General features: G+C 60.6%; 12 protein-coding genes and 2 tRNA genes. 7 read left to right on the top strand and 7 right to left on the bottom strand.

From position 1 onward, the window contains the following. Positions 1-193 precede the first annotated feature (193 nt). From P3S72_RS10800 to P3S72_RS10775, 6 genes are all read right to left on the bottom strand, one after another. Positions 194-270, bottom strand: a tRNA-Asp gene (locus P3S72_RS10800). A 19-nt stretch (positions 271-289) separates the two neighbouring features. Continuing rightward, a tRNA-Val gene (locus P3S72_RS10795) sits at positions 290-365 on the bottom strand. A 272-nt stretch (positions 366-637) separates the two neighbouring features. Then, entirely contained in the window at positions 638-1,240 is a 603-nt protein-coding gene (gene pcaG / locus P3S72_RS10790; protein ID WP_276197314.1) for a protocatechuate 3,4-dioxygenase subunit alpha, read from the bottom strand. A 12-nt stretch (positions 1,241-1,252) separates the two neighbouring features. Continuing rightward, the gene (gene pcaH, locus P3S72_RS10785; protein WP_276197313.1) at positions 1,253-1,972 is read right to left on the bottom strand and encodes a protocatechuate 3,4-dioxygenase subunit beta; all 720 of its coding nucleotides are present in this window, start codon (positions 1,970-1,972) and stop codon (positions 1,253-1,255) included. 130 nt (positions 1,973-2,102) lie between these two features. Next, positions 2,103-3,032 carry a pca operon transcription factor PcaQ gene (pcaQ, locus tag P3S72_RS10780; RefSeq protein WP_276197312.1) on the bottom strand — a complete coding sequence of 310 codons (930 nt, stop codon included), beginning with the start codon at positions 3,030-3,032 and terminating at the stop codon, positions 2,103-2,105. A 70-nt stretch (positions 3,033-3,102) separates the two neighbouring features. Next, entirely contained in the window at positions 3,103-3,927 is an 825-nt protein-coding gene (locus P3S72_RS10775) for a sugar phosphate isomerase/epimerase (RefSeq protein WP_276197311.1), read from the bottom strand. A 385-nt stretch (positions 3,928-4,312) separates the two neighbouring features. Here P3S72_RS10775 and P3S72_RS10770 point away from each other — a divergent pair, with 385 nt between their 5' ends. Then, positions 4,313-5,167, top strand: coding sequence for an IclR family transcriptional regulator (locus tag P3S72_RS10770; protein ID WP_276197310.1), 855 nt, complete (start codon positions 4,313-4,315; stop codon positions 5,165-5,167). After that, positions 5,164-6,921, top strand: coding sequence for an FAD-dependent oxidoreductase (locus P3S72_RS10765; RefSeq protein ID WP_276197309.1), 1,758 nt, complete (start codon positions 5,164-5,166; stop codon positions 6,919-6,921). Before P3S72_RS10770 ends, P3S72_RS10765 begins: the two co-directional genes overlap by 4 nt. 29 nt (positions 6,922-6,950) lie before the next feature. Here the strand turns inward: P3S72_RS10765 and P3S72_RS10760 are convergent, their stop codons facing one another. Beyond that, positions 6,951-7,724, bottom strand: coding sequence for an IclR family transcriptional regulator C-terminal domain-containing protein (locus P3S72_RS10760; RefSeq protein WP_247401664.1), 774 nt, complete (start codon positions 7,722-7,724; stop codon positions 6,951-6,953). Positions 7,725-7,869: 145 nt separating this feature from the next. Here P3S72_RS10760 and P3S72_RS10755 point away from each other — a divergent pair, with 145 nt between their 5' ends. The 5 genes from P3S72_RS10755 to P3S72_RS10735 all read left to right on the top strand — a co-directional run bounded on the left by P3S72_RS10755 (position 7,870) and on the right by P3S72_RS10735 (position 13,053). Beyond that, entirely contained in the window at positions 7,870-8,688 is an 819-nt protein-coding gene (locus P3S72_RS10755; protein WP_276197308.1) for a shikimate dehydrogenase, read from the top strand. A gap of 34 nt (positions 8,689-8,722) precedes the next feature. After that, positions 8,723-10,501 carry an FAD-dependent oxidoreductase gene (locus P3S72_RS10750; protein ID WP_276197307.1) on the top strand — a complete coding sequence of 593 codons (1,779 nt, stop codon included), beginning with the start codon at positions 8,723-8,725 and terminating at the stop codon, positions 10,499-10,501. Further along, complete coding sequence (locus P3S72_RS10745; protein WP_079443204.1) at positions 10,470-10,790, top strand: NIPSNAP family protein; 321 nt, start codon at positions 10,470-10,472, stop codon at positions 10,788-10,790. The genes P3S72_RS10750 and P3S72_RS10745 overlap by 32 nt, the downstream gene beginning before the upstream one ends. Positions 10,791-10,858: 68 nt before the next feature. Further along, positions 10,859-12,592 (top strand): FAD-dependent oxidoreductase, encoded by a 1,734-nt coding sequence (locus P3S72_RS10740; RefSeq protein WP_276197306.1) that lies wholly within the window; start codon positions 10,859-10,861, stop codon positions 12,590-12,592. A 68-nt stretch (positions 12,593-12,660) separates the two neighbouring features. Continuing rightward, positions 12,661-13,053, top strand: a complete 393-nt coding sequence (locus P3S72_RS10735; RefSeq protein WP_276197305.1) for a hypothetical protein — start codon at positions 12,661-12,663, stop codon at positions 13,051-13,053. The last annotated feature ends 23 nt before the right edge of the window (positions 13,054-13,076 follow it).

Below are 13,076 nucleotides of genomic sequence, written 5' to 3'. Positions count from 1 at the left end.
ACTGAGCGGCCTCTCTGCGCTGACTAGCCGACTTGAGGCGCGCGTCGGCGATAGGCGCCCAGGGAAATACGCAAGTGCTTGTCCCGCCAATAAACGATGGGATCGCCGAGCTGAATCCCAGGCACAAAAAAGCCCGCTCAATGAGCGGGCTTCCTGTGGTGACCTGGCGTTCAGCGTTCCAGGTAACCGAATATGGCGCAGCGGACGGGACTCGAACCCGCGACCCCCGGCGTGACAGGCCGGTATTCTAACCGACTGAACTACCGCTGCGCGTAACACATAAAGCGAATGGTGGGTGATGACGGGATCGAACCGCCGACCCTCTGCTTGTAAGGCAGATGCTCTCCCAGCTGAGCTAATCACCCTTCACTTTCGGTGTGGGCCGCATCATATACGAAAAATCCGCAATGTGTTGATTTAAATGCAATTTATTTAGAATATTTTCCAATGAGCGGCGCGCCCCGGTAAAAACGGGGTTCTTCTGGGCCAAACGCGGCGCTATTACGCTTACCTGACGCTTGGCGGCGGCGTGGGCTGGTGGACCTGATGACCCGTTATCAGGCCACCCCGCACCGGGTTTTCCAAAGCCCAGACAGCAAAAAGCCCGCTCAATGAGCGGGCTTTTTGGAGTGATCCGTCAGAAGTCGAAGAACACCGTTTCTCCTTCGCCTTGTATCCGGATATCAAAACGATAAGCCAACTTGCCATCAACCGTGCAACGCTTGGCGACCAGCGTCTCCCGACGTTGCGGCTGCTCGATCAGATTCAGCACCGGATCGACCGCATTGGCCTGGGCTTCGTCGTCGAAGTACACACGGGTCTGCAAGTGAATATTGATACCCCGCGCGAACAGCGAAACATTGACGTGCGGCGCCATCCCTACACCCGCAGCGTTCTTCAGGGTGCCCGGCTTGACGGTATGGATCTGCCACTCGCCAGTCTCCGTGGTCGCCGTGCGGCCAAAACTGTTGAAGGGCTTTTCCAGGTTGTAGTCGCTGTCGTAAACGCCTTCGTGGTCAGCCTGCCAGCATTCCAGGAACGCATCGCGGATCAGGTGACCGTTGCCGTCATAGACATGGCCCAGCAACAGGATGTGCTCACCCGGCGCACCGGGTTTGGCCATTTCGTTCCAGATTTCCTGCTCGCGCGGCGGGTTGCCCGCCGCCTCCAGCGCCAGGCCGATATGCACGTAAGGACCGGCGGTTTGCGACGGGGTTTCAGGCAGAAGTTCAACGGGCATGGGCGTGCCTCCTCAACGGTTTTCGAAGTGGGTCTTGCGCTGACCGCGCAGAACGATATCAAAGCGATAAGCCAGGCAATCCATGGGATTGGCCATGCTCATATCAAGCTTTGCGATCAGGCTCTGCACCGCATCCGGATTGGCGATCGACTTGACGATCGGGCACATCGAGATGAGCGGGTCACCTTCGAAATACAGCTGGGTGATCAATCGCGTGGCAATCGACGGGCCGCTGATTGAGAAGTGAATATGCGCCGGGCGCCAGTCGTTGGGACCATTGCGCCACGGATACGGGCCAGGCTTGACCGTGCGAAAACTGTAGTTGCCCTCGCGGTCGGTCAAGGCACGGCCGACGCCACCGAAGTTAGGGTCGATGGGGGCCAGATAGCTGTCTTTCTTGTGCCGATAACGACCACCGGCATTGGCTTGCCACATTTCCACCAGGGTATGGGGAATCGGCTTGCCGTACTGGTCACAGACCCGACCGGCGACGATGATGCGCTCGCCGATGGGCAAACCCCCTTGATTGAAGTTCAGCAGCAGATCGTTATCGTGCTGACCCATCTTCAGGTGGGAAAAGTCCGGGCCGCTGGTTTCCGACTGGGAGAGAGGGATGCTCACCAACGCCTGACGCGGGGAACGCAGGATTGAGGTTTTGTAGTCAGGCGTCAGGGCTTTGGGGTGCCAATTACGGTCACGAATGACGAAACGGCTGTTGTCCGCATCAGACATGTCGGTTTCCTTTTTTGTTATGGATAAAAATCAGCGGTTAACGCTGCCTAAACAGCAATCAACGACCCAGTCTCCCTTGATAAGACGCCATCCAAAACTGAAAAAACCGAGCCTATCCATATCCAAATGGTTATGGATAGCAACCCTCGCGATATTCCTCGCCTACCTCGCGCAACACCTCCACGCACCATTGAGCCGCCATGGACATCGTCAACGCAGGATTGCTGCACAGCCCCACAGAACCACCGGGTTCGCGAATACCCAACTGCAACTCAACCAGGTCACCTCGACTCAGGTCCTGCCTGACCGCGTCAAAAGGCGCGACCCAGATCGCCTGACTGCACTGCACATAACGCCGACTCAAGATCAACGACAGGGTTTCCAGACGCTGGCGCGGTGGGCTGATGCTGTGCTGCACAAACAGGCTGTCGGCGAATTTGCGAATCGTCGTCCCCGCCAGCGGCAACACCAGCGGATAATTTTCGATGTGTTCATGCGCGTGTGGGTCAGCCAATAGCGGATGGCCGTTACGCACCACCAGGGTCATGGACTCGCTGTACAGATGCTCGAACATCAGCCCAAGGATCTGCGGGCTATCCGTCATGCGTCCGACCACCAGGTCCAGCTCCCCCACACGCAATTGCGACAACAGGTACGCGCTTGGCCCGGTCACCACGCTCACGACCAACGCGGGATGTCGGGCATGCAAACGACAGACGACTTCGGGCACCAGCAAACTTTCCACGGTGGACAGCACGCCGAGCCGCGCGGTGAAGGGCTCATGCTCGCCGGAACGCAGGCTATTCACCCCTTCACGCAGCGCTTGTACGCTCGGCCCGGCATAACGCAGGAAAGCCACCCCGGCCTCAGTCAACGCCGCGCCACTTTTACTGCGCACGAATAAAGTGGCGGTCAGCAGGGTTTCGAGTTCTTTGAGGGTCTTGGACAGCGCCGGTTGGCTGATCGCCAGTTTTTCCGAGGCGCGCGCCAGGCTGCCCTGGCGCGCCACTTCGAGAAAGCACACCAGATGACGGAATTTGATTCGGGTATCGATATTCAACGTATTTTGCTGCCTTCGAGGTGTGCCGTGCCGCGAAAGTGTACGCCCGATGTCCGGGCGACGCTGCCGATCAGCGCCGTTGCAATACGTGATGAGCCTTGTCGAGCGCCCTCTTCGCCCGGTCGAACGCGCTAACGCCTTGCTCCAACAACTGCCGAGAGGGGGTCTCCAGGCTCAGCGGGATACCGGCGGGCAGCGCGCTCAACAGGCCATCCAGGTCACAGTCGCCGTCACCCGGGAAACGTCGTTCATTGCGCGCCTGACGCAGGATTTCATCCATATCGTCGGGGCGCGGTCCCGCCACGTCGCACAGCTGTGCGTAGCGGAAACGATGCGGCGCCTTGGCCGTGACGGCGGCCAGTTCCGTGAGCGATGAGCCAGACCGATCGAAGTGGAACGCGTCAATCAGCACCCCACCGTTGCGACGTGCAGCGCTCTCGACGATGCGCCATGCCTGCGAAAGATCGCGTGCGTCTGTCCAAGGCATGAACTCCAGGTGCGGATGGATGCCGAGCGGCGCCGCCATGTCGCACAGCGCCGCGAAGTTGTCGCCCAGGCGGGCTTCGTCCGGGTCGTTGCCGGCGATCAACAATTCCGTCGCGCCAAACTCGGCACCGACTTCCAGAAGGCCAAGGAAATCCTGCACGCGGGTTTCCGGCTTCAATCGCAGGATCTCAATGTCCAGCACCTTGATCCCGGTGTCCCGCAGACGCTGGCGCGTTCGATGCCGCAACTCGGCATCTGCCATCAAGGGGAAGTGATGTTCTTGCGGCGTTGCCGGTTCCAGCCGCAAGCCGACATGGCTATATCCGGCGCGGGCAGCGACCTCGACCATGTCCGGAGGCGACAGCTCCAGCACGGTCAGGGCAGCCAGGGAAAATATCTGTTCGCTCATGGTCGACTCTCGTTCTCGAATTCCAAAAAAAGCGACGTGCTTCGGTCACGAAAAGTGACGACCTGAGCCGCTGTGTTTTTTTAGTTAGAACTGAGTTCCAGTTTTAAATCAAGTGGAAAAAACACGCAGAAAGGAAAGCAATTTGCGCGGTTGGTTTGTGTTCGATAACCGCACAAAAGCCTGATTTTCCGATTGATCATTCTTCCTTAAAAACCGAACACTGAATAAGACTCCCCCCCGAAGCCCCCGTAATCCGGGACTTGCGCCCTGTCGGCGTAACCGGGCGAATTGACACTGCTGGCGTAACTGGAATAGTTTTCCAGAATTATCGAAAGCCAATTCCAGCGAAACGACGGGCGTCACAAAACCACTGAGGAGCCAGGTTATGCCAAGTGCAGCGAGTCACACCGAAAGCAGTTACGTAGGGCGCTTTGACCGTGGTCTGGCCATTCTGGAAATGCTGGCCAACAGCGGTGAAGGGATTCCGCTGACCGCGATTGCGGAACAGCTGCGTATCCCTCGTAGCGCAACCCATCGCCTGCTGAACACCTTGTGTGAAACCGGCTATGCACGCCAGGAGCAGGAACGTGGCACGTATGTGCTGACCTCCAAGTTGCAGGTCCTCGCCTTCACCCACCTGAGCGCGGACGGGACGGTTGATGCGGTGCAGCCGGTGCTCAATCGTCTGGCGGCAGAAGTCGGTGAGCTGGTGCGGTTGTCCGTGGTGGACGAGGATCGGCTGACCTGGGTTGCGCGTGCGCAAGGCGCACGTTCCGGGCTGCGTTATGACCCGGACATGGGCATGGCGGCCAAGCTCTCATGCTCCGCGAGCGGCTATGCCTGGATGGCAACCCTGGATAACGAGCGGGCGTTGGCACTGGTCGGCCGACAGGGCTTCGGTCTGGCCCAAGACTATGGTCCCTCCGCCCCGCAAACCGTTGAGGCATTGCTGCCAAGAATCGAATCGGCACGGACCCTCGGCTATGCGATGGCCATTCAGACATTTGCCGACTGGATGTCAGCCATCGCTGTCCCCCTGTTTCACCCAATCAGCCGCAAGGTGATTGGGGTGGTCAGTGTTGCGGGCCCGGTTTTCCGGCTTTCCGAAGCGCGGCTGCATCAAATCGCCCCGTCACTCATCGCTGCTGTAGCAGAAATCCAGCAGTTGATTCCGGGGTCTCCCGCCCTGATGAGTCCAGGGCTCACCGCAATGAATATCAGTCAAGGTGACTCAGTGTGAACACCCAGAACAACGCCAGGTCAAGACGTCTCGATTGTGATCTGTTAGTGATCGGCTCCGGCGCTTCCGGCCTTGCCGCCGCCGTGACCGCCGCGTCCCAGGGCCTTAAGGTCATCGTGGTGGAAAAGCATGCAACATTCGGCGGCGCGACGGCATGGTCGGGTGGATGGCTGTGGGTTCCCGGCAACCCATTGGCCAAGCGCGCGGGTATTGATGAAGATCCACAGCAACCGCGCACCTATTTGAAGAATGAACTGGGTTCACGCTACAACGCCGAACGGGTCGATGCTTTTCTGGACAATGCGCCACGGATGGTGGCGTTCTTTGAAGAAAACACCGCGTTAAAATGGGTCGATGGCAACGGCATCCCCGACATTCATGGGCATGTTCCCGGCGCCGCCGTTCAAGGCCACCAGGTGATCGCTGCGCCCTACGATGCAAGACACATGGGGCGGTTAATCCGGCGCATGCGCAAACCCATGAGAGAGACGTCTTTCCTCGGTATGCCGATCATGGCCGGCCCCGATCTGGCGGCCTTTTTGAGCATGACCCAATCGCTCAAATCCTTTATCCATGTCAGCAAGCGTTTTCTACGCCACCTGCGAGATCTGGCCCTCCACGGTCGGGCCATGCACTTGGTCAACGGCCAGGCGTTGGTCGCACGCCTGGCCAAATCGGCGGTCGATCTCGGTGTGACGCTGATCGAGTCCGCCCCCGCTCGCCAATTGATCCTGGATCAAGGCAAGGTCTTGGGGGCTATCGTCGACACGCCAGACGGCACGACGCACATCTATGCCACCCGAGGCGTCGTGTTGGCAGCCGGTGGTTTCCCCAACGACATGCGTCGGCGCAAGGCGCTTTTCCCGCGCACGCCGACAGACAACGACCACCTGGCCTTGCCCCCTGTCGATTGTTCGGGCGATGGCATTTCGCTGGGCGAATCTGCCGGCGGCGTGCTGGAGGTAGACGTTGCATCACCCGCCGCATGGGCTCCGGTTTCGTTGCTCCCGCACGCGGACGGCAGCACGGGGCATTTCCCCCACATCATCGACCGCGCCAAACCCGGCCTGATTGGCGTGCTGTCCACTGGCAAGCGCTTCGTCAACGAAGCCGACGGCTACTACGATTACACCGCTGCCATGATGACCGCGGCGCCTGAAGGTGAAGAAGTGGCGTCCTGGCTGATCTGCGATCACCGCTTCCAGCGCCGCTTCGGGCTGGGTCATTCGCGGCCGTTCCCGCTACCTGTGGGGCCGTCGGTACGCAGTGGGTATTTACACCGCGCCGCATCCATCCATGCGCTGGCCGAAGCCTGCGGTATCGATCCTGCTGGGTTGTCTGAAACGGTACGCAACTTCAACGAGCACGCCCGCAACGGTCAGGACCCAGCGTTCGGTCGTGGCTCCACGCCTTACAACCGCAAACAAGGCGATCCCCTTATTACCGAAGGCAACCCCTGCGTGGCCCCGATCGAACACGGCCCTTTTTATGCCGTGAAGGTCCGCCCTGGCAGCTTCGGCACATTCGCGGGCCTCAAGACCAATGGCCATGCCCAGGTAGTGGACCGCAGTGGAGCCGCTATCACCGGTCTTTACGCAGTCGGCACCGACATGGCGAGCGTCATGGGCGGTTACTACCCTTCCGGAGGGATCAACCTCGGGCCAGCCATGACGTTCGGCTATATCGCCGGGCTTCATGCGGCCGCTGCGCAGCATTCAACCGATGCGAGTTCGAACGCCCAGGACGTCGCGTAACGCCGTTCAACTGAAGCCTGTTCTGACATTCAAAGTGTCATGATCGGCCGCAGCAGCGCCTGCCCTTCGTACAGCGGCGACAGATACCGCTCGCGCATGTCCTCAACCGTCATGCGCGACGCGTGAGTCGTCAGCGTCAGCGTTGCCTGCAATTGCCCTTCCCGATCCAGCAGCGGCACGCTCAGCACCCGCATGCCCACTTCATATTCCTGATCCACCATCACGTAACCACGCTCGCCCGCCAGGGCGATTTCGCGGCGGATCAGTGCTTCGTCGGTGAGCGTATAAGGCGTGATGGCTCGAGGCGGGTTGCGTTGGAAGTAAGCGCACAGCGCCTCCTGCGAAAAACTCGCCAACCACAGCCGTCCGCTGCCGGTGCAATACATCGGCACCCGTGAACCGGGACGAATCGACATCGAGGTGATGTGGCTATAGCGACTGCGCACCACATGCACAATGTCATCACCGTCGCGAACACCCACCGACACATGCTCCTGGGTGGTTCGCGCCACCTGCTCGACGATGGGCCGCAGCATGCGCGGCAGTAGCGCGGAATCGACATAAGCCTGGCCAATACGCAAGGCCTTCGCGGTCAGCCAGTAATGGCGGCCATCGGTCTGCGCAAAGTCGTCATGCACCAAGGTCAGCAAAAAACGCCGCGCGGCGCTTTGGGTCATATCGGCCATGCGCGCCACTTGCGGCACGCTCAGGCGCGGATGCTCCTGGGAAAACAACTGCAACAGCGCCAGGCCTTTTTGCAGGCCGACGATCAAATCGCGCGGGTGGATGGTGGGTTTTTTCATCACTCGGATTCTTTATCGTGCATAGACTGCGATTATCGCACTGACACTGCGATTATCAACCTAATCCCTCACAAGCTCGATTGTTCGCTGCCTTCACCGCTTGCAGTATCAGCGGCACAACACAGCTAATAAGCGAGTACCTCCCATGATTCAGGGTTCGACTGAACTGGTCGCCATCGTCGGCTCACCTGTAGCCCAGGTGAAATCGCCGGAAAACTTCAATCGCTGGTTCGCCGACCACCAGCAGAACGTCGCCATGCTCGCCATCGACCTTGCACAGAGCGCCCTGGATGATTTCGTCCAGACCCTGCGCGGCTGGCAAAACCTGCGCGGATGCGTGGTCACCGTTCCTTACAAGCAACTGCTGGCCAGCCGCCTGGACGGCGTCAGTGAACGCTCGGCGGCGCTGTGCTCGGTCAATGTGATCCGCCGCGAGACCGACGGTCGACTGGTGGGCGATATCGTCGACGGCGAAGGCTTTCTCAACGCTGCGCGCAAGCACGGTTTCAACCCCAAGGACAAACAGGTTCTGGTGATCGGTACCGGCGGCGTCGGCAGCGCGATTGCGTATTCGTTGTGCCAGGCCGGGGTCAGCCATTTGGTCATCAGCGACATCAACCATGCGCGCGTCGAGGTGCTCGGCGACCTTCTACGCAGTGCCTTCCCGCAGATTGTGATCAGCGCCAGCCCGGCGTCGCTCGAGCACTTCGACCTGGTCGTCAACGCCTCGCCCGTCGGCATGAGTGCAACCAATGACAACGGCCCGATGCCGTTGCCGACTGCGCTGATGGAAACCCTGAACGCCAAAACCCTGGTGGCAGATGTCGTGACATCACCGGCGGTGACCCCGTTTCTCGCCATGGCCCGACGCCTCGGCTGCCCGATCCAGACCGGGCCGGAAATGGCGTTGGCGCAGTTGGGCAACCTCGGTCACTTCATGGGCGTGACGCCGCTGGAGATCTGACTCTCCGGGGCCTCCCTAACAGGCGATAACAATAATGAACACGAAGACTTCCCTGCCCTCTGCCCATGCCGAGTTGACCTATGACGTGATTGTCCTGGGCAGCGGCGCGGCCGGATTCGCCGCGGCGGTGACTGCCAGTTGCCGCGGCCTCAAGGTGTTGTTGGTGGAAAAGACCGAGGCCTTCGGTGGTACGTCGGCGATTTCCGGTGGTGCAGTGTGGCTGCACGATACCGACCAGGCCCGGGCTGCCGGGCATTGCCTGCCCGCTGAACAGATGCGCCGTTATCTGAAAGAGGTGATCGGCAGCGGCTACAACCCGCCATTGATCGATGCCTTCATCGAACACGGCCGCGAAGCCCTGCGCTACCTGGAAACCCACAGCGAACTCAAGTACAGCCTGCGACCGTTGTCGCCCGACTACTACCCGGACTTGCCGGGTGGCACGCAAACAGGTCGCGCGCTGGAAATCGACGAGTACGACGGTCGCCACCTCGGAGAGCATTTCAAAGACCTCAAACGCCCCCCGGACGGCATGCTTCTTTTCGGCGGCATGATGGTCAATCGTGTCGATATCCAGCACTTCCTCAGCTTCAAGCGTTCGCCAAAATCCCTCTGGCACTGCCTTAAACTGATAGGACGTTACGCCATCGACCGCCTCAACCATCCACGCGGCACCCGCCTGACCGTGGGCAATGCCTTGATCGCACGCCTGGCCACCACTGCGCTGGCCAAGGGTGTCGACCTGTGGCTGCAAGCAACCCCCGAGGCCTTGATCGTTGAACAGGGTTCGGTCAAGGGCGTGCAGATTTCCAGGCGCGGAACAACTCATTCCGTGTTCGCGCGTGGCGGTGTGGTGCTGGCCATGGGGGGGTTTGCCGCAAGCGCACACGCCGCCGAACAGCGGCCATCGACTGATTCGGAGCACTGGAGCATGTCGCCGCCGGCCAACGTCGGTGACGGGCAACGCCTGGCGGCCTCGGTCAACGCGGCAATCGGCGACAACCTGGCGGCGAATTTCTTCTGGGCCCCGGTTTCGGTGCTGCACAAGAGCGACGGCAGCGTGGAGCGCTTTCCGCATCTGGTCACCGACCGCGCCAAACCCGGCGTTATTGCGGTCAACCGTGCCGGGCGGCGCTTCGTTAATGAATCCAACTCCTATCACTGTTTCGTCGAAGCCATGTTCGCCAATGGCGGCGCCAATGCGCCCTGCTGGCTGATCTGTGACAGCGAAGCGATGAACAACTACGGCATGGGCCTGGCGCGTCCGCGCCCCGTCGACAACCGCGCACTGATCGACGCCGGTTATCTGCTGCGTGCCGACAGCCTCGGCGAATTGGCGCTCATCGCCGGCCTGGAGGCGAACACGCTGGAGCAGACCGTGGTGCAGTACAACGCGGATGCCGATCAAGGCGTCGACCGCCAATTCGGCAAGGGCAGTACGGCCTACAACCGCTACATGGGTGACCCGCTGCATCAGCCCAATCCCTGCCTGAAATCCCTGCGCAAGGCGCCCTTCTACGCCGTGTGTTTATTTACCGGCGACCTCGGTTCGGCACGCGGGCTGGTCACCAACGGCCAGGCCAACGTGCTGGATCGCAGCGGCGCACCAATCCCCGGCCTCTACGCGGCGGGCAACGAAATGAATTCAATCATGGACGGCACTTACCCCGGCCCCGGTATCACCCTCGGCCCAGGCATCACGTTCGGTTACCTCGCCGCCAGCGACATCGCTCACCGGCTCGACCACAGCCGCGCACACCCATCCCACACTGGAGAACAGCATGTATTACGAACTGCGCACCTACACGATTAAACCCACCAAGCTCGGCGACTGGCTGGCTCTGTACAAAAGCGCCGCCTTAGCCGTGCAGCAAGAGCACTTGGGCAATCTAGTCGGTTTTTTCACCACCGAAATCGGTGAAGTCAATCAAGTGGTGCACATCTGGGGCTACGCCAGCCTTGACGAGCGCATGACCCGCCGCAACGCCATGGCGGCCGATCCACGCTGGCAGGACTTCGCACGGCAGAACAAGGAGCTGGATGCCGTGGTGACGCTGGAATCACGACTGCTGCGCCCAACCGATTTTTCGCCGCTCAAATAACCCCATCGCAGCGTTGCGCCGCTTCTGATCGGGAGCGGCCAACCTCATTTCTTCTCGCGGTAATGCCTATGTCCATCAGCGCCCCCCTACTGTGTGATGTTCTGGTCGTCGGCTCCGGCGCTTCCGGCCTGGCAACGGCGGTGACCGCTGCGCACCTGAACCTCGACGTCATCGTGGTGGAAAAGGAGCCGCAGCTAGGCGGCACCAGCGCCTGGTCGGGCGGTTGGCTGTGGATTCCGCGCAACCCATTGGCCGTCGCCGACGGTATCGTTGAAGACCTGGAACAGTCGCGGATTTACCTGCGCCATGAACTGCGCAGCAAAGTGCTCGACCCGCGCGTGGAGATGTTCCTCGCACAAGGCCCGCAGATGGTCGATTTTTTTCAACGCCATACCGAGGTGCAGTTTTTCTCCGGCAGCAAAATGCCTGATTTTCACGCCAGCGAAGGCCACGCAAACGGTGGCCGCTCGGTCTGTGCGCAACCGTTCGACGGTCGTCGCCTCGGCCCTTGGATCAATAAACTCCGACGCCCGCTCGACGTGATCAGCCTGGCAGGAATGGGCATCGCCGGCGGTGCCGACCTCAATCATTTTCTCAACGCCCGCCAGTCGCCGTCCTCATTGCTCTACGCCGGCAAGCGCCTGTTACGCCACGCCCGCGACCTGCTGTTTCATGGCCGCGGCCTGCACTTGGTGAACGGCAACGCGCTGGTTGCCCGGCTGCTCAAAAGCGCGCTGGATCGCAAGGTGCGCCTGCTGACTGACACGCCCGTGCGCGAACTGCTGCGTGACGGCGAGCGCGTGCTCGGGGCTCGCGTCGAATCTGCCGGGCGCCTGATCGAGATCCGCGCTCGACGTGGCGTGGTGCTCGCTTGCGGTGGGTTCCCCCACGACCAGCAGCGCATCGCCGATATGTTCAAGCATGCTCCCAACGGCACCGAACATTTGAGCGCAGCGCCCAAGGGCAATACCGGCGATGGCCTGCGACTGGGCGAACGCGTCGGGGCCTGCGTGGCGTCCGACCTCGCCCATGCGGCCGCGTGGGCGCCAGTGTCCCGGGTGCCGCGCGAAGACGGGGGTTTCAGCGGTTTTCCGCACCTGATGGAACGCGCCAAACCCGGCTTCATTGCCGTGCGCCAGGATGGCCGACGCTTCGTCAACGAAGCGGACTCCTATCACGACTACATGTGCGCACTGTTTAACGCCACGGGGCCCGCAGAAACGCCGATGTCCTGGCTGATCTGCGATCACCGCGCCCAACGTCGCTATGGCCTGGGCTGGTCCAAACCCTTTCCGTTTCCGACGACAAAGTACGTGCGCGCGGGCTACCTGTTCAAGGCGCCGACGTTGATCGAACTGGCACACAAATGCGGCATCGATGCGCAACAGTTGGAAGTGACCGTCAGCGCCTTCAATCTGGGGGCGGAACAAGGTCACGACCCGCTCTTGCAGCGCGGTGAATCGCTGTACAACAGAGCACAGGGCGACGCTCTACACGGACCGAACCCGTCCCTCGGCAGCCTGCACAAAGGCCCGTTTTATGCAGTAAAGCTGGTGCCCGGCAGCCTCGGCACCTTCGCCGGCCTGAACACCGACGCCTATGCCCGCGCACTCGACGAACACGGCACGCCGATTCCGGGGCTGTTCGCTGTGGGCAATGATATGAACAGCATCATGAACGGCCATTACCCCAGCGGCGGCATCACACTCGGTCCCGGCATGACCTTCGGTTATATCGCCGCACGCGTTCTTGCCGGCCAGGCCGTCGACGGAAAGCCAGCCGGTCAACCGGACCCTTTCTAAAGGGAAACAGATCGCCGGGGTAGATGAACGCACGTGAAGTCATCGAGAAAAGTCATCGGGAGTCAGTCATGAGCGCCACGAGAGAAAAGACCATTGCTTCGCGCCTGGCCTCCAGCTACCCCGATGTCCAACACGCGTTGAACGCTGGCACCCCGAGCGAAAAAATGGAGGTGGCAACGCGTATCGTCTTGTGGGCGGCCAGCGAAGCCGGCCTGGACAGGGCCGATATCGTCGTCGCGCTGTCAAAAAGAGACCCCACGCTATTCGACGAGCTTTGCGCCGACATGGAGGAGCAACAATTCAAACTGTTTGAGCGTGGAGACGAGACGCACCTAGTGTTTTTCAACAAGGCGCGGGTCTACAACGCAAGCGCTTGGTTAGCGCGTGAAGTTCCACATGAAGCGATATATGAGTCACTTTTCGCCACGGAAAAAATCTTGGTGATTGCTGATTTCTTCTAGATCCAATAAACGGCGATGACCTG

Origin of the sequence: Pseudomonas sp. D3, from assembly GCF_029320995.1 — a bacterium.
Classification (GTDB): domain Bacteria; phylum Pseudomonadota; class Gammaproteobacteria; order Pseudomonadales; family Pseudomonadaceae; genus Aquipseudomonas; species Aquipseudomonas paraveronii.
This window is presented reverse-complemented; position numbering and strand designations above follow the sequence as displayed.

What these genes read in the sequence shown, in the direction of transcription:
- P3S72_RS10735 (WP_276197305.1), top strand. Translation starts at nt 12,661, where the DNA reads ATGAGCGCCACGAGAGAAAAGACCATTGCTTCGCGCCTGGCCTCCAGC.
- P3S72_RS10760 (WP_247401664.1), bottom strand. Translation starts at nt 7,724, where the DNA reads ATGAAAAAACCCACCATCCACCCGCGCGATTTGATCGTCGGCCTGCAA.
- P3S72_RS10750 (WP_276197307.1), top strand. Translation starts at nt 8,723, where the DNA reads ATGAACACGAAGACTTCCCTGCCCTCTGCCCATGCCGAGTTGACCTAT.
- pcaG (WP_276197314.1), bottom strand. Translation starts at nt 1,240, where the DNA reads ATGCCCGTTGAACTTCTGCCTGAAACCCCGTCGCAAACCGCCGGTCCT.
- P3S72_RS10745 (WP_079443204.1), top strand. Translation starts at nt 10,470, where the DNA reads ATGTATTACGAACTGCGCACCTACACGATTAAACCCACCAAGCTCGGC.
- P3S72_RS10740 (WP_276197306.1), top strand. Translation starts at nt 10,859, where the DNA reads ATGTCCATCAGCGCCCCCCTACTGTGTGATGTTCTGGTCGTCGGCTCC.
- pcaH (WP_276197313.1), bottom strand. Translation starts at nt 1,972, where the DNA reads ATGTCTGATGCGGACAACAGCCGTTTCGTCATTCGTGACCGTAATTGG.
- P3S72_RS10775 (WP_276197311.1), bottom strand. Translation starts at nt 3,927, where the DNA reads ATGAGCGAACAGATATTTTCCCTGGCTGCCCTGACCGTGCTGGAGCTG.
- P3S72_RS10770 (WP_276197310.1), top strand. Translation starts at nt 4,313, where the DNA reads ATGCCAAGTGCAGCGAGTCACACCGAAAGCAGTTACGTAGGGCGCTTT.
- P3S72_RS10755 (WP_276197308.1), top strand. Translation starts at nt 7,870, where the DNA reads ATGATTCAGGGTTCGACTGAACTGGTCGCCATCGTCGGCTCACCTGTA.